Below are 21,600 nucleotides of genomic sequence, written 5' to 3' on the forward strand. Positions count from 1 at the left end.
TTTTTCATCTTCCTTGCAAAGAAAGAGATGATTTATCCAATTTAAATAAATCATCCCGACTTATGGGCTACACTACATTAACGGTAATGCCGGTCAGGCCCGCTATATCTGCCTTCATAACATCGCCTTTTACTACTGCACCGACCCCTTCAGGCGTACCGGTAAAAATCAAATCCCCTGCTTTCAGCTCAAACAATGAAGATAAATTTGCAATCGTTTCAGACACTGACCAAATTAAATGGCTGACATCACTCTGCTGCTTTTCTTTACCATTAACTTTTAGAGAAATATCAGCTTTATTAATTTCTCCAGTCGCTGAAATTGGATGAATTGGGCCAATAGGCGCTGAAAAATCAAATGCTTTTCCAACTTCCCATGGGCGGCCTTTTTCACGCATCGCCATTTGCAAATCACGGCGGGTCATGTCTAACCCTACGGCATAGCCAAAAATGTAATTAGCAGCATCTTCTACGGCAATGTCCTTACCGTCTTTGGCAATGGCAACTACCAGCTCAATTTCATAATGATAGTTTGCCGTTTGTACTGGATAAGGAATATTGACAGCGGTATTTGCAGGTACTGGAACAATGGATTCTTTATCATTTGGTTTGCAGAAAAAAAATGGCGGTTCACGGTCTGGATCAAAACCCATTTCACGGGCATGCGCGGCGTAATTGCGCCCAACACAATAAACCCGGCGTACTGGAAATTTTTGTTCAGTATCTACAACTGGCAATGCTGCCGTTTGGATTGGTTCTAAAACAAAAGACATATAAATAACCTTATTTAGAAAATGAATAGTTTTTAAATCGCATCAGCTTGCTGGGAAGGACTTGCTTTTTGAAAAGCTGGCAATTGCATGCAATGTTCGTAGATAGAAGCAATGATTGGATATGGTGCTAAATCGACATTGAAGCGTTTAGCCGATTCCACTTGCGGAATGAGATATACATCCGCTAAAGAAACTGTTTGACCAAAACAAAACTGAGTACGCCTAGTATCGGCTTGTAATTTGGTTTCTAAGGCAGCAAAGCCTTCAGAAATCCATTTTGTGCACCAAGCCATAATCTGGATTTCATCTTGCTGCAGTTCATGACGTAAATATTCCAAAATACGCTTGTTATTGATTGGGTGGATATCACAACCCACTATTGCAGCCAGCGACCTGACATACGCTTTATCAAAACTGTTTTGGGGCAATAAAGCTGGCTCAGGATATTCCTCTTCTAGCCATTCTAAAATGGCAGGGCTTTGGGTCAGAATTCCTTGTTCAGTTTCAATCACTGGAACCAGCCCTTGCGGGTTCAGCTGTTTAAATTCAGCTTGGTGATGCTGATTTTTCGCTAAAGAAATAAAAGCATGCTCATAGCTCTGCTGTTTCAAATTAAGCGCAATTCGTAACCGGTGCGATGTTCCGCTGCGGAAAAAACCATAAAGTTTCATGCAGCGCTTCCTTGAAAATTTTGTGCTGCATCTAAGCAGTTTCCAACATTCCAGCCATACAGCCATTCCATCGCATCATAAAACCGTGCTGCAGAACGGCCGCGCCATAAATCGTTGCGAACCAGACGCTGTACACCATGTGCATGGTAAAGTTTGCCCATTTCGCGTGAAGACAGCACAATACGTGCGGTACGTGAGACCCTTGCCTTTTGATATAAATCAAAAGCTTGCTGAATATTATTATTGCAAGCTCGTAGCGCTTCACCCAATGTCACTGCATCCTCAAGCGCCATGCATGCACCTTGAGCCATATATTGTGTGGTTGGATGCGCAGCATCGCCAAGTAAAGTCACCCGGCCAAAACTCCACTGAAAAATTGGATCCCGGTCTGCTGTAGCCCAGCGTTTCCAGCTTTTCGGCAATTCAATCAGCTGGCGAGCTTTTGGGCAAATTCCTTCAAAATATGACAGCACCTCTTCTTTAGATCCATCTGTAACACCCCATTGTTCTTGATGACGGCTGTGGAAGGTCACAACAACGTTATATTCCTCTCCGCCGCGCAATGGATAATGTACCAAGTGACAATTTGGCCCGACCCAGATGCTAGCGGCATTCCACTTTAAATCCTCTGGAAATTCTGATTTAGAAACTACTGCACGATAAACAACATGCCCCGTTACCAATGCTGGATCACCCACAAACGTCTCACGAACTACAGACTTAACACCATCTGAGCCAATTAAGGCCTGCCCTACATAGCGTTGACCATGCTGATCTATAATTGTGACCTGATTTTCATCCTGAATAACGGACTCAATTTTACAGTCTGTAATAATTTCTAAATCACCGATTTTATTGGCGCCTTTAACCAAAGATCCATGAATATCCGCTCTGTGAATTACCGCATACGGGTTTCCAAAACGTTTGCGGAATTCCGCATCTGTCGGTATTTTTCCAACTTGATATTCATCTAATGCATCATGCATCACCATATAATCGGTATAGACCGCTTTACTGCGGGCTATTTCACCCACACCCAGCGCATCAAAAGCGTGGAACGCGTTTGGTCCCAGCTGGATGCCTGCTCCAATTTCACCAATTTCCGGTGCCTGTTCAAAAACTTGAATTTTAAAACCCTGCTTTGCTAAAGCTAAAGCGGCTGCAAAACCGCCGATACCGCCGCCTGCGATTAAAATAGGCCGTTGGTCTAATGACATTTTTGATTCCTTCCAAAAAATTTAAATACGTGATCGAGTTGAATACAATCCAAGTTTTTTCTGTAATGGCGACTCATCTGCAACAAATATATAAGCTGGCTCTGGGCTATTATTGATTAAATCAATTTGCGCAAAACATGGCGCGCATGCCGTATCTGATTTCTGCAACTGATGGCTTTGTGCATTGATATCAATTTGGATTTCACCCTGAATGACATGAAACACTTGCGCTGCCGAACGGCGTTCTAATGGCAATACTTCTTTTGGAGCTAAACGCATAGCGGAATAGCCAATGATTTTCTGGCAATCATGACCAGTTTCTGGATTGATGTAACTGATCTGCGCTGCGCCGCCGTAACTTGGATCATTCGCTAATGCATCAAGAACTTGTTTAGTATCTGTCCATGCATAGCGCAATAACGGGAAATCAGATTTTTCTCGCATGAAATGCAGTGTTGGGACAATGCCTTTTGCATAACGATGGCCTGCATCCAAACCTATGACTTTTTGAACATCCCCACCTTCTACAAAAGAGGCTTCCATGTAATAAACCAAAGGTAAATCCAGAATATCCAGCCAAATTACTGGCTCATCACCGTGATGACCGTGCTCATGCCATAAGCCTGATGGAGTTAAAATTAAATCGCCATGCTCCATTGGGCATTTCTGGCCTTCAACGGTGGTGTAAGCCCCTGATCCTTCAACAATCAGGCGTATCGCATTGGGCGTATGACGGTGCGAAGGCGCCCATTCATTTGGCAGCAGCAGCTGCATACCCAAATAAATAGATGAAGTAGCTTTCATATTTTCCAAACCATGTCCTGGATTGGCTAAAACCAGCACCCGGCGTTCTGCTTTTTCAATCGGTGTTAATTCCCCGGCTTCGAGCAATAAAGGCTTAATTTCGTTAAAGTGCCAAACAGTTGTTTGCGTTAACGGGATTGGCTGATTTGGCGGCAACACATTTCTTAAGCTAGGCCAAAGCGGTACAAGATTTTTTTGTGTCAAACTTGCTACATAGTGTTTCGGTAAATCGTCTAATGTTGCTAATTGTTCCATCAGCGTGCCTCTTCCTAATTGATAAAGATATTCTTGTTAAACATCTTTTGATCTATCCCTGAAGCTAAATCTAACAACTGCGAACCCTTGCATCCATAAGCTAAAATGAATACGCTGTATTGATTAAATCAATACAGCGTTTGGTAAACATGGATATCGACTCTAGGCTAGTCCAAATTTTTTATGAAATTTATCGTCATAGAAGTGTATCTAAAGCGGCTGAATTCTTAGGAATAGGACAACCTACTTTAAGTGTTGGGCTGAACAAACTGCGTCTGCATTTTAATAATCCGTTGTTTGTTCGAGTCGGCAACTCAATGGAACCCACTGATCTGGCCAACGATATTTATCCTATTTCAGTCGAGTTTTTAAATAAGCTCAAATTGCTCAATCAGTATAATTTTGATTTTGATCCAGTCTCATCCAGCTATGAATTTAAAATAAGCATGACTGATATCAGTCACTTAGTCTTATTACCTAAACTGGTGAGCTATTTTAGGATTCATGCCCCGAATATACGATTGAATATTTCACCAATCGATACTCAAACCCCGCTTTTAATGTCCACTGGCGAGATTGACTTGGCTATTGGCTTTATTCCTCAGCTGGAAGCTGGCTTCTATCAGCAAACATTATTTCAGCAATACTACGTATGCATTGCAAATCGAGATCATCCTCGATTGACGGGCTTAGAAATATCAGAAGAGCAGTTTAAACAGGAATTGCATATCGATATCTTAGCTACTGGCGGACATTATATTCTTGAACATGAATTGCAAAAATATGGCGTAGACCGCAATATTTTAATTCGGTTGCCCAGCTATTTGGGTGTGGGTTCTGTGGTCAGAGGCACTGATGCTATTGCCACGATTCCAGATTATTTAAGTCAATTTTTATTGGATCAAGGCGGTATAAAAAAGCTTCCTTTTCCTTATCCGCTTCCTAATTATGCGGTAAAACAGCACTGGCATGCCCGTGCACATCAAATGCCAAACAACAAATGGTTAAGGCAAGTTTGCTTTCAACTTTTTTCAGAGTGATGTCTGCTGACATTTCCACGCTTAATTCGACCAAAATAACAGTGATCAATTACCGGTTTCGATGCTACATATTCTTAGCTAATAAACTTATTTTCTAATAATGAGTAATATCTCCCACTATAGAGAGAATCTAACCTTAACTTAGAGTTGTAAACAAATGTTAGCCATATAGATAACTTTTAAAATTTACCATAATATATTAGCCATATAGCTAATATATTATGGTTGAACTGCTATGGCGAGTAGATTAGAAATTGGGAAAAAAGTTCGCAGAGAGCGAAAAGCCCTTGGCTATACACAGCAAAAATTATCAGAATTGACTCGTATCAATAAAACCACTATCTCAGAGATTGAGAATGGTAGATTTACAGGTTCTTTTGACATATTTGAACGTGTGCTTGATGCCGTAGATTTGCAGTTTGATGTATCTCCAAAGCAGCACTCACTGCCTCATTGGGATGAGATTGAAAGTATGTTTGATGAGGATGACGAATGAATATACAAACCAATCTTCCTGTCAAAATCACCAATATCAAGGTGTGTGCGAATCAAGATGAATTAGGTGTATTGACGTACGGTTCAGTTCACCACTATCAGCCAACACAAGAAACACAGCATGTATCACTCACCATGACCCAAAAAGGTATGGATGGTTATTCTTCTGGGAATTGCACCCCATATTTGCTCAAAACCTCCCAGAAGGCTTTAATCGCCGATTTATTGCAGAAAAACTTGCCCGATATGCAAAAATCAATGACATGTATTTATTGGCACTGCAAGGTGATCAAGGAATTGGAATGCTCTCTTATAAAAGTGAGCTAAATTTACCCGAAGCTGAATCTTTAAGCTTAAGTGAAATTCTATCCTACCGTAGCAATGAACCTCTTTTCCCACAACTATTAGAAAAATACTACCTCAGGAACTCATTGGCCGGGATGCAGCCAAAAGTAAGCATCCCGAATGCAAATACTGTTCAAACGGATAGAACAGTTCAGCAAAGGGATTTAATTGTAAAGTCATTTGATTCTGAATTTCCATTACTCACAGTCAATGAATTCGTCTGTATGCAGGCTGCATGGCATTGTGGACTTGAGCCTCCGCAGACGTATCTTTCTGAAAATCTAGAAACATATGTCGTTGAACGGTTTGATAAAGCCTGCGACGGAACAAAACTAGGCTATGAAGACTTTACGACGCTTATGAAAAAGTCAAATGACCCTGATGCAAAATATACGGGCAGCTATGAAACACTATTAAAAGCGACATATCTATATACAGGCAGTGCGACTGAAGTTGAGAAAATGTATAAATACATCGTATTCAACTGCTTAATTGGCAATGGCGATGCACATCTTAAAAACTTTGCGCTGCAATATTCCCCAGATATGAAGAACATTTTTTTTTCACCGCCTTTTGATATTACGCATACACTTATTTATGAATCAATTGATAATAAAATGGCGCTCAAACTGTCTGGCAGCAAAGCATTTCCAGATATGTCACATCTCATCAAACTAGCTGAAAGTGATCAATTTAGGATTAGAAATCCCAAAGAAATCATAGAATCTTTTAGTGAAAATATATTGAACTATCTCAAAACTTCTAATGAAGTTCAGCTATTTGATGGATTGCGGTCATCTATAGAGCGTTCTATCTCAGACATTATGACACCAAGCACTGGCAGCAAAAATTATCGACATGATAAAAAGAAGAAATTTGAATAGTTAACAATATGTGATTCATATACAGGCAACCACATATTACATAAATATAATATGTGGTTTGAAAAATATTAAATTGTATAAACTTTTTCAGCGTTGGTTGATGCCTTGCTAAATGCCACATTCAATAATGAAACACTAATAATCAGCACTATTCCAATAATTTGTATACTCGATAATTGAGCATTGGCAAACAAAGTTGCCAATATAACGGCTGTCAGTGGTTCAAAAATGGTATAGATTGAGGCTTGTGATGCTTTGAGATATTTTAATCCATGTGTGTATAAAGCAAATGGCAATAATGTCCCCAAGATAATCAGCATGAGGCATGCACTGAATGTAGCTAGATTAAGCTGCTCTTTAAAAGCGACTATTTGTTGAAATTCAATAAATGGAACAATTGCTACTGCGCTAATCATCATTGAACTAAACAGTAAAAATGAGGGGCTATAACGCTCAATAATTCCTTTACCCATTACTCCATATATGGCATAGCAAATTCCTGAAGCAAATCCATAAAGCACTCCATTCAGATTTAGTCGGTGCTCCCCTACCATCATACAGCCAACTCCGCTAACAGCAACAATAGTCAGTAAAACAGACTTAAGCGTAAGCGGTTCTTTAAGAAAAATACCCGAAAGAATTACACTCCAAATAGGTGCGGTATAGAGTAAAGCCACAGCAATTGCTGGACCGACATACTGTACCGCATTAAAATAGCAAAAAGTCATACCCAGCATTCCGATCAATGATTGGAGTATCAGTCTGGGAATGTCTTGAAATTGCAGAGTCTTTAAAACCTTATAAATAAACGGCAGTAAAGCCAGTAAACAGATAAATGTCCCTACAACTCGAAGTCCAGTCACCGAAGTATTGCTTAACCCAGCAGCGGCTAACTGGGAACTGGCTATGCCTAATGTCCCCCAACCCACTGCACCTAAAATAACCAATAATGCACCTAACCATTGTGATCTTGATTGCAAATTCATTTTATTTTCCCTGCAAAATTGCCGAGATCTAAATCTTTAAGATTAGACCGCAACAAGCTTAATTTTTCTTATTTTTTTCAATGAGCTGATACTAAATACTGCAATAACAATAAGAATGAATGCCGGTGATAAGGTATTGCCTGTGATATGAATTAACCACGTAGCAACCAATGGAACCGTTCCACCCAAGAGAGCATTAGCTGTATTAAAGCTAAAGGCGAAGCCAGTATATCGAACATGTACTGGAAACAGTTCTGTCAAATAAGCCGGTAAACTTCCATCATTCATTGCAAGCAGAGTACAGAATATCAATTGAATAATTAAAATCCCAATAAACGAGCTGTTTGATAAAAGATAGAACAAGGGAAAAGTCAGTACAATAAAACCCAGACATGCCATTACCAGCATTTTATTACGCCCAATTTGGTCAGAATATTTGCCCATCATAAAGACAATAACAATATAGAATGCCAGTGAAATAGACGAGGAAATAAAGGATTGGGTTTTATTTACATCTAATTCGGTCGATAAATAGTTAGGCATATAACTAAAGATCAGATAAAAAGCAGTCGCATTTAATGATCCAACAGCAAAAGCTTTAAATAATGGCTGGCGATAGTCGGTAAATAATGCTTTAAGTGGGAAAGTTTCTTTAGAAGAAGCCTTTTGATGAGTAAGAAATTCAGGAGTATCTTCAAGTTTAAGTCGAATATAGCGCCCAATCAGACCTAATGGCGCGGCCAACAAAAATGGTATTCTCCAGCCATATTCATGTAAAAATGATTCAGACATTAGTGCAAACATAGCTCCTGCCATAAGTGAACCCAAGAGCAAGCCTGCTGCTGTGCTGGCAGGCACTAAGCTGGTAAATAACCCCTTTTTTCCTTTTGGGGCATATTCTGCTAAAAAACTCGATGCTCCAGCATATTCACCTGAGGCAGAAAAACCTTGGATCATCCGCAATGCAAGAAGTAAAGTGGGTGCAAAAATACCAATCGATGCGTAATTGGGTAACAATGCGATACACATGGTTGCTAGCGTCATAATCATAATTGACCAGGACAATGCTTGTTTACGTCCATATTTATCGCCAATGTAACCCCAAAATATTCCACCAAAAGGACGTACGATAAAAGACAAAGCAAAGATGGCGTAGACTGACATCAATGCTACAGCGGGATCATTGCTAGGAAAAAAAACAACAGCAATGACTGTAGCTAAAAAGCCGTATGTAGCGTAATCAAACCATTCAACAAAATTTCCAATAAAGCTCGCAGCAGCAACCCGTTTTAACGCATTTTCTTTAGATTCGATGACTGTACTCATAATTTTTCTCCATAAAAGAGGCATCACAAATCGTGATGCCTCATGGTTTTATGCTTGAATAATGTTATGTTCTGGACCATATGGGAATTTTGTAATATTTTCAGTGCCCGACTCTGTGACGACTAGAATATCGTGTTCACGATATCCACCTGCTCCAGCCATGCCTTGTGGCAGCATCAGCATTGGTTCCATCGAAATAACCATGCCCGGTTCAATTATTGTGTCAATATCTTCACGTAATTCTAAGCCTGCCTCACGCCCATAGTAATGTGAAAGCACACCAAAAGAGTGCCCATATCCAAATGTACGGTATTCCAGAAGGCCTTCTTCGCGATAAATTTCATTTAACTCATTCGCAATATCACTACAGCGAATACCAGGTTGAATCAGTTTTAAGCCAGCTTCATGCACTTTGACATTGGCTTGCCAAATTTTCAAAGAAGCATCATCACAGTGATCAAAGAACTGGGTACGTTCCAATGCAGTATAATAACCAGCTATCATAGAAAAACAGTTCAAGCTTAAAATGTCTCCTTTTTGCACTTGACGGGTTGTCACTGGATTATGCGCACCATCGGTATTGATACCTGATTGAAACCACGTCCAAGTATCCATCAACTCTGAATGCGGGTAGCGTTTTGCAATTTCACGCACCATAGCTTGGGTTGCAGCCAAAGCAACTTCATGTTCATGTACGTTTTCTTTCACAGCTGCAGTTAAAGCAAAACCACCGATATCACATACCGCAGCTCCCTGCTTGATGTGTGCAATTTCTTCAAAAGATTTCACCATGCGCAGTTTCATACATGCTGCGCTAATATCAACAAACTCAACATTAGGTAAAAAGGCTTTTAGTTTATTTAAGCGCTCAATAGGTAAATGATCATATTCAATACCTACACGGCCTGTATTAGGAATTTCCTGTGCAACTGCGCGGAAATAATTATCGCGTTGCCAGTCGGTATAGACTAAATTATAGTCACCAACAGTGCGGCGCCATGGCTGACCGCCATCAATATTGGCAGAAATACTTACGACTTTTTGATCAGTTACAACTACACCAAAAAAACGACCGAAAGAACAATATAAAAAATCTACATAATAATTTACGTTATGATTTGAACTGAATAAAACAGCGTCAACTTGTTGTTCTGCCATCATTTGGCGAAGTTTAGTATGACGTTCTTCATACTCCTGTTTGGAGAATGTCGATTGAACTTTCTCACCATTTTCTATGGTTAATAATGAAGGTAATGTATCTTTTAAAAATTGAATCTGTGTATTCATGACTTTGACCTTTTGGGATAACGTTATGAATACAGCTTATGCATTTTATAACTTATACTTTTTTCAAAATTCGATAAATAATTGTCAAAATCCGACAATTCAATATGCAAACTCCAAAATATTACGTTCGTTTTTAGGGGAATAATCAAACTGGTTTTTATACGCTTTATTAAAACTAGATGCACTTGCAAAACCACATGCTAAAGCAATGTTAGATAAATTCATGGATGACTGTTTTAATAAATTTTGTGCATGTATCAAGCGCAGTTTTAAATAATATTCTTTCGGTGAACAGCAAAAATGCGCTTGAAATAAGCGCTCTAAAGTACGCGATTGGCTCTGAATTAGCTGACATATTTCAACAATGCTTAATGGTTCATTAATATTATTTTCCATCAATCGAATAGCTTCTTTTACAGTTTTTTGGATGCCCGTTCTCTTCTGCGGAATCGGTTGATGCTGAATTTCTGTTTTTTCGCGTAAATGATGCACAATAAACTGTTCACATATTTTTTTTGATAATGCAGCACTATGATGCTGTTCAACCAATAGCGAACACATATCTATAGACGCGAGCCCTCCCGAACAGGTAAATCGGTCACGATCTAAAGTAAAAATATGTTGATTAAAATTAACTTTTGGAAATTCTTCTTGAGCGGTTAAAGTATTTTCCCAATGTAAACTGGCTTGATAACCGTTTAACAAACCTGAACTAGCTAATACATAAGCTCCTGTACAAATTCCGCCAAGAGCAATTTGAGCATGATTTAGCCGATTTAGAAATAATTTCAGTTTTTGACCATTCTGCTTAAATAATTGAAAACCGCCGCAGACAAATACAATATCCATTTCAAGCAAATGTTGTATTTGGCAAGTATGCTGTATTTGCAAACCATTACTGGCACAAGTGTGGTGACCGTCTACTCCCGTAATATTCCATTGGTAAAGATCATGTTTTTCCACATAATTAGCCATTCTGAACACTTCAACGGCATTTGAAAATGCAATCATTGAAAAGCCATCAATAAGCAGAAAACCTAAACGCTTAGCTTGAATCGGGGTATTTGTCATAAAATTTGTAAGTTAGTTTTTAAAAGTAAAAGCAAATTGCGAGCCAACTTAATGCAAATACAATTGAAAGACTTCGTGGTTTCTAGCTATGCTTTATCTTTTAGACCAACTCTCTTACTTTGTTCTATGCATATCTGCCATTTTGATAAATTTTATTAAAAAAATTAAAAGATGATTTGGCTTTTGTAGATAAATTATTGTTACTAATATTATATTCTACAGATTATGTTATGAATTAAATTTTAGATGAACATAAGACAATTCTGATATTAGAAATTGCAACCTGAATTGCATAGTTTGCCGGCACAACTTTAGCGGAATAATTCATCTCTCTAATGAAGCATCCTAATGAACATAATATACGTTATGCCGAAATCTGGCGCGCTATGTGATGATCAAGCCTGACGAACAATAATTTTAATTTTGTGATTTCTTCGTCGTTGTCTAAATCTGAATCCTGTAATTGTTGCAGTATATTCTCCAGAAAATCGCTTCATGGACAGATCATCTGCCTTGGTTAAAACGACCTTTTTATATAGAAAAATGCGAGATACTTGTCCACTCATGGGTATGTATCTCGCATCTTACGGTTATAACTTCTTAAGCATAAAATATTCTTAAAGCTTAGAAATCAAAGCTTACTCCGAGTTTATAGGTACGGCCTGAACCTAAAGTTGTAAACCCGCTGTTAAATACGCCAGCCCAATATTTTTCATCTGTGACGTTGTCCACATTGGCACGGAATGTTGTATCCACACCGCCAATATTGGTCGTGTATTTTGCACCGACATCAAGCAAAGTATAGTCTGGGAGTTCTAGTGTATTGGTATTATTCAGATATTGGCTATCTACATAAGTACCGCGCGCATTGAAACTTAGGCCATCTACATATGGGAGTTTGTATTCAACCCCTAGGCCAGCCGTGAATTCTGGTTGGCCTTCAACAGTATTCCCTACAATATTTGCAGTCGTGTTTTTCTCATAGGTCACATCGATATACGCTAAGTTCCCCCAAACAATTACATCATCAATGACATTGCCTGAGAATCCATACTCAATACCTTTAGACTTTGTCTCCCCCCCATCAGTCGTGATTTGTTTTTTATTATTGATATCAGCCACAACAAATTGTTCAGTAATTGTACTTGGTTTCTCAATTTGATAAGCGGCTAAAGTATGCAACCATGAACCATGCTGATATTTGGCGCCAACTTCATATTGCTTGGTTTGGAAAGGTGCAAAGGTTTTACCATAATTCACATCCGTTTCAACATTTACAGTACTACCTTGCGATAAACCTTCGACATAACTTGCGTATAGAGATAAATCTTCTCCCCATGGCTTAACGACAATGCCTACACTTGGTGAGACTTTATTTTCGCTATATTCCACACCGGTCAATGGATTCTTGATCTCCATATCCTGGAATCTTGCGCCTAGAATGAATTGCAGCTTATTATCCAGCATAGAAATTTGGTCAGTTAATGAATAACTGATGAAGTCATTGTCTGCTTGTTTATACATCTCAGGTGCATTTAAAGGCATCGTAATTGATGGATCATGGCCTGGATTATACAAATTCGTTTGGAAGGTACTCGCAGGTGAGCCTTGCCCTTGATGCTTTTTAGTTTGAATATTTAGGTAATCTGCACGCAAGCCAACTTTATGCTCAATTGAACCTGTATTAAATGCACCTTCTAAGCCTAAATTAGCTGCAGTGTTATTTTGCTTCAGCTTAACGTGATAATACTGTGAATTTGCATCGCCTGCATCATTGGTCACAATCATTCGCGTACCAAAAAGATGACCTTGGTACTCTTGTTCAACAGCCCCGGCACCAGCAATCACTTTCAAGTTATCAAGCAGTTTATATTCACCCGACAGGCCAATATATTTCGCAGATTGCTCACCATGTAAATTCGGGAAGAAATTGCTCTTGCCATCTGGCGCATCAAGCACTTTACCCAATTGTGCAAATGAAACCATCGCTGGCGAGCCGCCATCACGCTTATCTTTGGTTGCATAGGCATCAAGATTAATTTTGGCTTTATCTGTCGTCCAATCTAAAGCCAAAACCGCTGAAGTATTTTCATCTTCTAAGCCATCAACAATATGTTCGCCCTGCCCATAATTAGCGCTTAGGCGCGCACCAAATTCTTGGTTTTCACCAAAACGGCGTGCAACGTCAAAACCAGATTTATAGTAGCCTTCATCTTCAAAATTAGCAGTAACTCGGGTCAGCTCTTTATCGGCTCGCTTCGTGTTGGCAATAATCACACCGCCCACACCGCCGCTAGGCGCCATGCCTGCAACCAAAGCATTTGGACCTTTTAAAACAGTGACAGAACTTAAAATATCGGTGGTCACACGTCCTGTAGGTGCCATGCCATAAGCACCATTTAAATTATAGTCTTCCCAAGTAACAGCAAATCCACGCAGATTAAAGTTTTCATTTAAATGGCCTGTATTTGTTGTCGTCCGAATACTCGGATCAATTTTGAGTACGTCCATTATTGATTGAGCATGCGCATCTTGAATCGCTTCATCACTATAATTTCGAATCGTAAAAGGTGTATCCAGCACATCTTTTTCCCCTAAAATATTCAGGGTTGCTTTCTTTTTTAATTTTCCTGTGACATCTGTTTCTTGCGAGTCAGCTTTGACCACAATCGTTGGCAATGATACGGCGTCTTCAGCCATTGCAAAGAATGGAGATGCCGCTAAAGATAAAAATAAAATCGTTCTTTTCAAAGTAATTTCCCTTCATTAAAAAATGCTTTTCTAATGGTCGGGTATCATACACAATAAATGATAATCATTACCATTATTAATTGAAAATAATTACTATTTGTTTTTATTTGTATGTTTTAAAATGTGTTAACAGGATAATTCTGGGAAAAATTAGGCTTCATCACCAAGTGCATAACGCTTAGCATGGGATAAAATTTTTCGAGCCTACAAAGCCCCGATCAGAAAACTTCAGATCAGGGCTTAAAAATCAGTCTAAATAAAAAGTTTTTAATGGCGGATAACCATTGAACTCAACCGATGCATATGAGGTCGTGTATGCCCCGGTACTCAGCCAATACAAACGGTCACCCATCTCAAGGTCTTGCGGCAAAGGATACGGTATTTTTTCATACATAATATCCGTCGAGTCACAGGTTGGCCCGGCCAAAACGACATTCGATTTCGGCGCATTATTTTGCATTTTGGGTGTATAAATCGGGTATTTAATCATTTCCCCCAAGGTTTCGATCAGGCCATTAAAAACGCCAACATCTGTATAAACCCAGCGTTTATCATCTTGTTCAGATTTATTGGCTATCAGCACAATTTCAGACACAATCACCCCTGCATCCCCCACCAAAGAGCGGCCAGGCTCTAAAAACAGCGTAATTTTTTGCTTAAAGTTTTCATTAATATAATATTGAATGCGCTGTGCATATTCTTGAATGCTGTCAATCTCTGCCAAGTACTGTGCAGGAAAACCACCGCCGGCATTGATCAGTTCTAACTGGATATTATGTTGCTGATCTAGGGTCTCAAAGACTTCTTTAGCAACATTTAATGCAGTTCGCCAAACGGTCACATCATTTTGCTGGCTTCCGACATGGAATGATACGCCATAAGGCTGAAGTCCCAGCTGCTTCGCTTTGACCATTAAATCAATCGCCATTTGAGTGTCACAGCCGAACTTACGCGATAACGGCCAGTCTGAAGTTGCGCCGGACTCCACTAACACGCGTACAAATACACGTGAGTTGGGTGCATATTGTGCAATTTGCTCTAAATCTGCCAGCGCATCGGTGACAAATAAGCGTACACCTTTGTCATAGGCATATTTCAAATCGGCTGCTTTTTTAATGGTATTGCCAAAAGAAATTCGTTCAGGCGCAATACCACATTCAAGGACACGATCAAGTTCATATACCGATGCAATATCAAAACTTGAACCCAATTTGTCTAAGCGATAAATAATTTCAGTGCTTGGATTTGCCTTCACTGCATAGAAAATATTGGCCATGGGGAAACTTTGCTGAAGTTCCTGATATTTAAATTCAACGCGGTCTAAATCTACCACTAAAAATGGGCTTGGTTTATGCGCAGCAAAGTCTTGAATTTTTTGCCATTGCTGAGATGAGTAATAATTGTCTAACTGCATGGAAGATCCACTCGCGTTATGAATTGCTGTTAACGAAAATGGCCTGTGGCTATTGAAATTGGCTAGGGCCTGAATAAGCAACTAATCCTAAGGTTAGTTGCTTTTGGTATGTCTAAGTTAGACTGGACTGAGCTTTAAACGTAGCTGCCAATCTTCCAAGGTTGGTTCTTCCACCAAGTCCTGAAATTCAACACTGATACCCTGCTCACGCCATTGACCGACTAAAGTCATTAGGCTGACAGAATCTAAACCAAGCATAAATAAATTGTCATCGTTTTGAATTTCACTGGCATCAATGCCAAGCTGATTTGCAATGGTTTGACGAAGCCCATCTAAAGTCAAAGCTGTATGACTCATCGTACAATCTCCGTTTGCAGTTCATTCAGAACAATTGCAGTATCAACAACTTTGGCACAGCGGCCAGTGGCATATTTCAATGCCATTTCATGTTCTTCTAAACTAAAATCGGCCAATGCATCACCCACCAAGAATGCCTGCATATCCAGCATGAAAGCTTCAGCAGCAGTGAGTAAACAGCCAATATGTGCATAGACACCGCAAATGATCAGCTGATCACGTCCAGCATCTTTAATACGCTGTTCAAAATCACTTTTCTTAAATGCGCTATAACGCCATTTGGTTAAAACCGTATCTTGTTCTTTAGGCTGAAGACTTGGAATGATTTGCACAATCTTTGGATCGGCAGCCAAACCTTCGCCCCAAAAATCAGTCAGCAATTGTCGATGTTCTGTACTTTGATCCCCCGGTTGTGCTGTGTAATACACTGGAATGCCCATCTTATGGCATTGATCCAGCAATTGACGGCAATGTTTAACCAATTCTGGAATTGGCGCTTGGGTTTGATCATAAAAATCTAAAAAGTATTGCTGTAAGTCATGCACTAAAAGTACGGCGCGGTTTGGGTCAAGTGTCCAATTCACTTTATTGTTTGGGAAAGTCTGCACTTGAGGCATTGGATAACTTGCGATACGTGGAATAGCCATGGTTTTACCTATCTCTATATTTTATAAAGTGTGTTATGCAACTAAACGTTGTCTTAATGCTTTTTTATCTATTTTGCCCAAAGCGGTATAAGGCATGTCTTCAACAAATTCGATTCGATCAGGAATTTTATAAGTCGCTAAACCGTACTGTTGGACATATTGGCGCAGCTGCATGGTCAAACGCGTTGGACTAGGGTCTTGCTCTGCCATTCGCCATTGAATATAAGCGCAGCTTTTTTCACCCAGCATGGAGTCAGGCATAGACACGAGTGCGGATTGAATCACTTGCGGATGCTGGTTCAGCACTTGCTCTACTTCTTCCGTGGCAATTTTTTCACCGCCGCGATTAATTTGATCCTTGCTGCGGCCTTCTACAATAATGTTGCCTTCGGCATTGATTCGGACTAAATCACCTGTACGGTAGAAGCCATCAAGGGTAAATGCGTTTCGGTTATGTTCAGGCACATTGTAATAACCGCGAATGGTATATGGTCCGCGTGTGAGTAAATGCCCGATTTCACCGATTGGCAATTCCCGATCTTCATCATCTACGACTTTAATTTCATCATCGGCACTGATACGGCTGCCTTGTGTCGAGATAATCTGCTCAATGTCATCTTCATAGCGGGTGTAATTGACTAAGCCTTCAGCCATGCCAAATACTTGCTGTAGACGGCAGTCATATTGTTCAATCAGTTGACGTGCTAAAGCATCCGCTAAGCGAGCGCCGCCCACTTGCAATACTTCTAAGCGAGCAAAAATGTTTTCCTGCCCTTTTTGTACTGCTTCAGCCCAAGATGCTGCTAGCGCTGGTACTAATGCGACATGCGAAATTCCATATTTTTTGATGAATGCAAAACATGCTGATGCAGAAGGATCTTGAGATAAAACCAATGTTCCACCTGTATAGAACAGTCCGAGTGAACCCGCCGAACTCATACTGAAGTTATGTGCAACTGGCAGAACCATGAGCATTTTAGTGTGTTCATTCAGTTCACAAATATCTGCACTGGCGCGAACACTATACAAATAATCATCATGTGTACGCGGGATCAGTTTAGGTGTCCCTGTACTGCCACCAGAAAGTTGGAAAAATGCCACATGACGCGCAGTTAATTGTGGAGGCACAACACATTGTTGCTGAAACTTGGTGGTATCAGGCCATACATCAAAACGTGTATCAGACTCGTCTGCATTTCCCACAACCAGGATCTGATGCAAACTTTCACAGCGTTTCAAACATTCATGGGCTAATGTTCGGTAGTCGAAACCCATAAACTTATCTGCGCAAATATAGAGTTTTGCCTGGGTCTGACCAATAAAATGACTGACTTCGCTATGACGATGCGCAGGCAAACTCATGATTGGACGCATACCGATACGAAGTGCGCCAAAGTAAGCAATAAAAAACTCAGCGATGTTCGGGAGCTGTATGACAACTGCATCCCCCACTTGATAGCCTTGTCTGCTTAAATAGACTGCAAATTCATCAATACGTTGCTGCAGCTGTGCATAGCTAAACTTCCGTTCACCGCAAATCAGTGCGGTGTTTTGGCTATATTTTTCAGCACACTCAATAAAAAACTCACTGATGGTTTGTCCTACCCAATATCCCTTTGCAATATATTTTTCTACAAACTCAGGTGGATATTGCACAATGCCATCCCATAGATGCTGTACATGTGATTCTTGTTTGATCATGACAATGCCTTATTGATATGTCAGTTGATCGGCATCTAAGCCCAATGCATTCAGCATGGTCTTAAACTTCGCAATGGTTTCATGCAATTCGTTGGTCGGCTGTGATGCTTCGACAATCCCTGCACCTGCATATAACCGTGCTGAATGTTCAAAAATACGTCCGCAGCGTACATTGACCGCCCATGCGCCGTTACCGCGGGCATCAGTCCAGCCCATGGTTCCAGCAAATAAATTGCGTTTAAATGGTTCTAATTCTGAAATCAATTGACGCGCCAAAGCCGCAGGTTGGCCGCATACCGCTGGGGTTGGATGCAAAATTGATGCTAAATCGAAGACATGCATGTCTGGGTCTTTTAGCGTGCCTTGAATAGGTGTTGCCAAATGCCATACCGTACTGGTCTTAATCAATGACGGTGATTTGGGGATGCTTAAAGTTTCGCAAAGTGGCGATAATTGATCTGCAATTGCCTCAATCACCACGGCATGTTCATGTTGATCTTTAGCAGATGCAAGCAGACGTTGCGCTTGTTCTTGATCCTCTGCGACATCTGCGCGGCGTGCCAATGTGCCTGCAACAGGATTGCTAAATACAAATTGATTTTGCTTAGCCACCAATAGCTCTGGACTTGCCCCCATGAACCAGCCGAGCTCTTTTGGATCTTGCGCGAAAGCAAAGGTATAGCCTTCTGGATTGGTTTTAAATAATTGATAAAACAATTCTTCAATCTGAAGTTTTTGTTCACTGTGTAAATCAATTGCACGTGCTAAAACAGCTTTTTCAAGCTCCGTGGTTTTCATTAACTCAACGAGTTTCGCTACGCCATCAACATAGCCCGCTTGAGGTGGGATAAGGGTTGCTTGAACTTGTGAGAGTCGTTCAAGAGGCTCTGTTAAATCTAATCCTTCAGTCACATAGGTGTTTTTTGCTTCGGCAATCGACATTTCTGGAAGATCACGATTATCGAAAGGTAAGCTGCCGACCAAAATCAGTTCAGCATTCCCCGTCACTTGAATTTTTTGTTGCAATTGCTGATTCGCATGTTTCAGCCAAGCTTGCTGCTGCTCAGCAAAATTTAATGCAGTGTCACGTTTAAATTGAATTGTTTCGATTAATTTTTTACTCGAGATTGTCCCCGTAGGTGTTGCAAATACAAAACCTGCAACATCCGCTTCAATTAAGTCTTCCTTGGTTATTCCAATCATATTTTTAAATACTGATGGTTCTGCTGGCAACATATTTGCTCTCACATCTTTCAATTATGTTTTTAAAGGTTCAGTTCTGCAGTCATCTGACTAAAGTGGTTGAACGCAACAACTATAATGATTATTATTCTCATATAGTAATGATAATTGTTACTTCTTGTTAATAGATTAAAGGATGCTTAAATGTCCACAGTATTTATTGTGACCGGTGCCGCACGCGGGATTGGCGCAGTGGTGGTAAAAAAACTACTTCAGTTAAATCATCAAATCATTGGTATAGATTTACAGCCTGACTCTCAAAAATGGGAAGTCATTCAACAGTTAAATACTTCAGAACAACAAAATTTTTATGCCATCTCCCATGACATTGCTCAAACAAATTCACTTATTACAAAGATCCAACAATCACCTTGGGCAGAACAGCCGATCATAGGTCTGGTCAATGCAGCTGGTATTTTAGAAATGGGAAGCCTGCTGGAGACCACTGAAGCGCAGTGGCAACATAATTTAGCAGTGAACTTTATGGGGCCTGCTCTGCTCTCCCAATGGGTTGCTCAGCAAATGATTCCGCATAAAGAAGGAGCCATTGTCAGTATCAGCTCTAATGCTGCGCTTATTCCACGTATGAACATGGGCCTATATGCGACAACGAAAGCCACCGTCAGCCACTATTTTAAAAACCTAGCACTAGAACTTGCACCGCATGGCATTCGCTGTAATTTAGTTCTACCTGGTTCAACGCTCACCCAAATGCAAAAACAACTTTGGACTGATGATCAGCCGCCAGCAGGTATCGTTGAAGGCAATCTTGAACAGTACCGTAATGGTATTCCACTTAGAAAAATCGCTGAGCCTGAAGATGTCGCAAATGCCATCTTATTCTTGCTTTCCGATCAAGCTAAACAAATTACCATGCATGAACTGGTGGTAGATGGAGGCGCAACACTCGGCGTTTAACCGAGTGTGCTAAAACTGCCAGATTGAATTTTCTAAATTTAGTCTGGCAGTTTCTTTTGTATTTCTAATTGATTTGCTTTTAACTCAGGATGTTGTATCCATAAGCACAGCATACGCATAAAGTCATGCCAATATTCACCTAAGGATTCAACATTGTAGAGTTCCTTATGGCCATCAACTGCAAGGTATAAGCGCTCTACACCATCAACAAATTTATTGGTGATGGCAATATCAAAATCTTCAATTGGCCCTGCGGAAATTGTAGTTTTGGTGAGTCGACAGCCTTCAAATTGTTCCGGCAATGGATATGGAATCCAATTCACAATTGGGCCAAATAGAATATTCTCTAAAGGGTCGAATCCTTCAAGCTCAAACCGCATTTGTTCAAAATAGCTGTTTTGATGCGGGCGAATTTGATTAAAGCGCTGTGCCAAAAGCTGTACAGTTTCTTTAAGATTTTCTTGTCCTGTTCCAGCCAGACGCAACGGTAGAATATTCATCACCAAACATGGCGTACGCATGGCTGCTGTGCCCAAGCGTGACATAAATGGAACGCCAAAGCATTGCTGATGATCACCTGACTGTTTCACCAAATAACTCATCATGACAGCCATCACTACCATTGCACTTGGTAATTTTAGCTCCGCAGCCAAAGCATTCATTTCTTGCTGGGTATCCCAATCAATGACATCTTCATAGCGCGGGCCTTGATAAAAAGGCTGTTTTAATTTGCGTTTTAACCGTTTTTTCGGCGCAAGTTCGTTTGAAAAGTTATCTCTCCAAAATTGCAGATCTTTTTCGGCTTTAGGAGAAGCTAAATAGCGCTGTTCATCCGCTAAAAATTTCTCAAAATGATCAAAAGACTTATTTTTTAATTCTGAGTCATTTTTTAAGGATTGGTAATAATCTAAAAAACGATTGATCATCAAACCATAAGCATAGCCATCTAGAGCAACATGATGTGCTCTAAAGAACAAACCGTATTTTTGTTCATCTAAATGCGCAAAAGTATAATCGTATAAATGACCTACACTTAAATCAAAGGGCGGTTCTACGGCTAGATCGGCCCAATCTAAAATAGCTTGTTCATCTAAATGTGACAAATCGGAAAATTGCGGCGGACGCAAAGCGACATCATCGACACGATACACCTTTCCATCTTTTTCAAGGGCGCGCCAATGCAATGCTTTCGCCTCTTTTAATGTCAGCTCTATGGCTTGATGAAATAATTCTCGGTTGAGCGGCCCTTCAATGACCAGCCATTCTGCGGTATGAAATGGGTAACTGCCATGATGATGATGCCCTTTCCACATACTGTGTTGAGCACGGGTTAAAGGAGCCAGAGTATCCGTTGTTTGCATGTGTACTACCGTTGATCCAACCATTTTTATAAAAAAAGTATAAAAATTTGAAATGT

General features: G+C 40.2%; 18 protein-coding genes and 1 pseudogene. 4 read left to right on the forward strand and 15 right to left on the reverse strand.

Annotated elements, in window-relative coordinates:
- Positions 1-67: 67 nt before the first annotated feature.
- Genes AZH43_RS04550 through AZH43_RS04565 form a run of 4 tightly spaced genes read right to left on the reverse strand, consistent with a single transcriptional unit; the run spans position 68 to position 3,719 of the window.
- Positions 68-772, reverse strand: coding sequence for a fumarylacetoacetate hydrolase family protein (locus AZH43_RS04550; protein WP_067667057.1), 705 nt, complete (start codon positions 770-772; stop codon positions 68-70).
- A gap of 32 nt (positions 773-804) precedes the next feature.
- Positions 805-1,443 (reverse strand): maleylacetoacetate isomerase, encoded by a 639-nt coding sequence (gene maiA / locus AZH43_RS04555; protein WP_067667059.1) that lies wholly within the window; start codon positions 1,441-1,443, stop codon positions 805-807.
- A complete protein-coding gene (locus AZH43_RS04560; protein WP_067667061.1) occupies positions 1,440-2,660 on the reverse strand; it encodes a 3-hydroxybenzoate 6-monooxygenase in 1,221 nt (406 codons plus the stop codon). Before AZH43_RS04560 ends, maiA begins: the two co-directional genes overlap by 4 nt.
- Before the next feature lie 21 nt (positions 2,661-2,681).
- Positions 2,682-3,719, reverse strand: coding sequence for a cupin domain-containing protein (locus AZH43_RS04565; RefSeq protein ID WP_067667063.1), 1,038 nt, complete (start codon positions 3,717-3,719; stop codon positions 2,682-2,684).
- Between the two features lie 149 nt (positions 3,720-3,868).
- Between AZH43_RS04565 and AZH43_RS04570 the strand changes: the two genes are divergently transcribed.
- The 3 genes and pseudogenes from AZH43_RS04570 (at position 3,869) to AZH43_RS04580 (ending at position 6,483) form a co-directional block, all read left to right on the forward strand.
- Positions 3,869-4,759 carry a LysR family transcriptional regulator gene (locus tag AZH43_RS04570; RefSeq protein WP_067667065.1) on the forward strand — a complete coding sequence of 297 codons (891 nt, stop codon included), beginning with the start codon at positions 3,869-3,871 and terminating at the stop codon, positions 4,757-4,759.
- A gap of 235 nt (positions 4,760-4,994) precedes the next feature.
- The gene (locus tag AZH43_RS04575) at positions 4,995-5,255 is read left to right on the forward strand and encodes a helix-turn-helix domain-containing protein (protein ID WP_067667067.1); all 261 of its coding nucleotides are present in this window, start codon (positions 4,995-4,997) and stop codon (positions 5,253-5,255) included.
- A pseudogene (locus AZH43_RS04580) lies at positions 5,252-6,483 on the forward strand (type II toxin-antitoxin system HipA family toxin). The gene AZH43_RS04575 and the pseudogene AZH43_RS04580 overlap by 4 nt, the downstream one beginning before the upstream one ends.
- A gap of 68 nt (positions 6,484-6,551) precedes the next feature.
- On the opposite strand, the gene AZH43_RS04585 reads toward AZH43_RS04580, so the two are convergent.
- From AZH43_RS04585 to AZH43_RS04630, 10 genes are all read right to left on the reverse strand, one after another.
- The gene (locus AZH43_RS04585; protein WP_227509785.1) at positions 6,552-7,469 is read right to left on the reverse strand and encodes a DMT family transporter; all 918 of its coding nucleotides are present in this window, start codon (positions 7,467-7,469) and stop codon (positions 6,552-6,554) included.
- A gap of 42 nt (positions 7,470-7,511) precedes the next feature.
- The gene (locus AZH43_RS04590) at positions 7,512-8,795 is read right to left on the reverse strand and encodes an MFS transporter (protein WP_067667069.1); all 1,284 of its coding nucleotides are present in this window, start codon (positions 8,793-8,795) and stop codon (positions 7,512-7,514) included.
- Positions 8,796-8,843: 48 nt separating this feature from the next.
- Positions 8,844-10,082, reverse strand: coding sequence for a M24 family metallopeptidase (locus AZH43_RS04595; protein WP_067667071.1), 1,239 nt, complete (start codon positions 10,080-10,082; stop codon positions 8,844-8,846).
- Positions 10,083-10,181: 99 nt separating this feature from the next.
- Positions 10,182-11,153 (reverse strand): GlxA family transcriptional regulator, encoded by a 972-nt coding sequence (locus tag AZH43_RS04600; RefSeq protein ID WP_067667073.1) that lies wholly within the window; start codon positions 11,151-11,153, stop codon positions 10,182-10,184.
- Between the two features lie 624 nt (positions 11,154-11,777).
- On the reverse strand, positions 11,778-13,904 hold the full coding sequence (locus AZH43_RS04605) for a TonB-dependent receptor (protein ID WP_067667076.1): 2,127 nt from the start codon (positions 13,902-13,904) through the stop codon (positions 11,778-11,780).
- A gap of 247 nt (positions 13,905-14,151) precedes the next feature.
- The gene (locus AZH43_RS04610; RefSeq protein WP_067667078.1) at positions 14,152-15,318 is read right to left on the reverse strand and encodes a type III PLP-dependent enzyme; all 1,167 of its coding nucleotides are present in this window, start codon (positions 15,316-15,318) and stop codon (positions 14,152-14,154) included.
- Between the two features lie 117 nt (positions 15,319-15,435).
- A complete protein-coding gene (locus AZH43_RS04615; protein ID WP_067667080.1) occupies positions 15,436-15,675 on the reverse strand; it encodes a phosphopantetheine-binding protein in 240 nt (79 codons plus the stop codon).
- The gene (locus AZH43_RS04620; RefSeq protein ID WP_067667082.1) at positions 15,672-16,322 is read right to left on the reverse strand and encodes an isochorismatase family protein; all 651 of its coding nucleotides are present in this window, start codon (positions 16,320-16,322) and stop codon (positions 15,672-15,674) included. Before AZH43_RS04620 ends, AZH43_RS04615 begins: the two co-directional genes overlap by 4 nt.
- Before the next feature lie 33 nt (positions 16,323-16,355).
- Complete coding sequence (locus AZH43_RS04625; RefSeq protein WP_067667085.1) at positions 16,356-18,023, reverse strand: (2,3-dihydroxybenzoyl)adenylate synthase; 1,668 nt, start codon at positions 18,021-18,023, stop codon at positions 16,356-16,358.
- A 9-nt stretch (positions 18,024-18,032) separates the two neighbouring features.
- On the reverse strand, positions 18,033-19,259 hold the full coding sequence (locus AZH43_RS04630) for an isochorismate synthase (RefSeq protein WP_067667086.1): 1,227 nt from the start codon (positions 19,257-19,259) through the stop codon (positions 18,033-18,035).
- 150 nt (positions 19,260-19,409) lie between these two features.
- Here AZH43_RS04630 and AZH43_RS04635 point away from each other — a divergent pair, with 150 nt between their 5' ends.
- On the forward strand, positions 19,410-20,183 hold the full coding sequence (locus tag AZH43_RS04635; protein WP_067667088.1) for an SDR family oxidoreductase: 774 nt from the start codon (positions 19,410-19,412) through the stop codon (positions 20,181-20,183).
- Between the two features lie 38 nt (positions 20,184-20,221).
- Here AZH43_RS04635 and AZH43_RS04640 read toward each other — a convergent pair whose 3' ends face one another.
- Positions 20,222-21,544 carry a condensation domain-containing protein gene (locus tag AZH43_RS04640; RefSeq protein ID WP_067667090.1) on the reverse strand — a complete coding sequence of 441 codons (1,323 nt, stop codon included), beginning with the start codon at positions 21,542-21,544 and terminating at the stop codon, positions 20,222-20,224.
- Positions 21,545-21,600 lie beyond the last annotated feature (56 nt).

It is taken from the genome of Acinetobacter pragensis (genome assembly GCF_001605895.1).
In the GTDB taxonomy this organism is placed as follows: Bacteria; Pseudomonadota; Gammaproteobacteria; order Pseudomonadales; family Moraxellaceae; genus Acinetobacter; species Acinetobacter pragensis.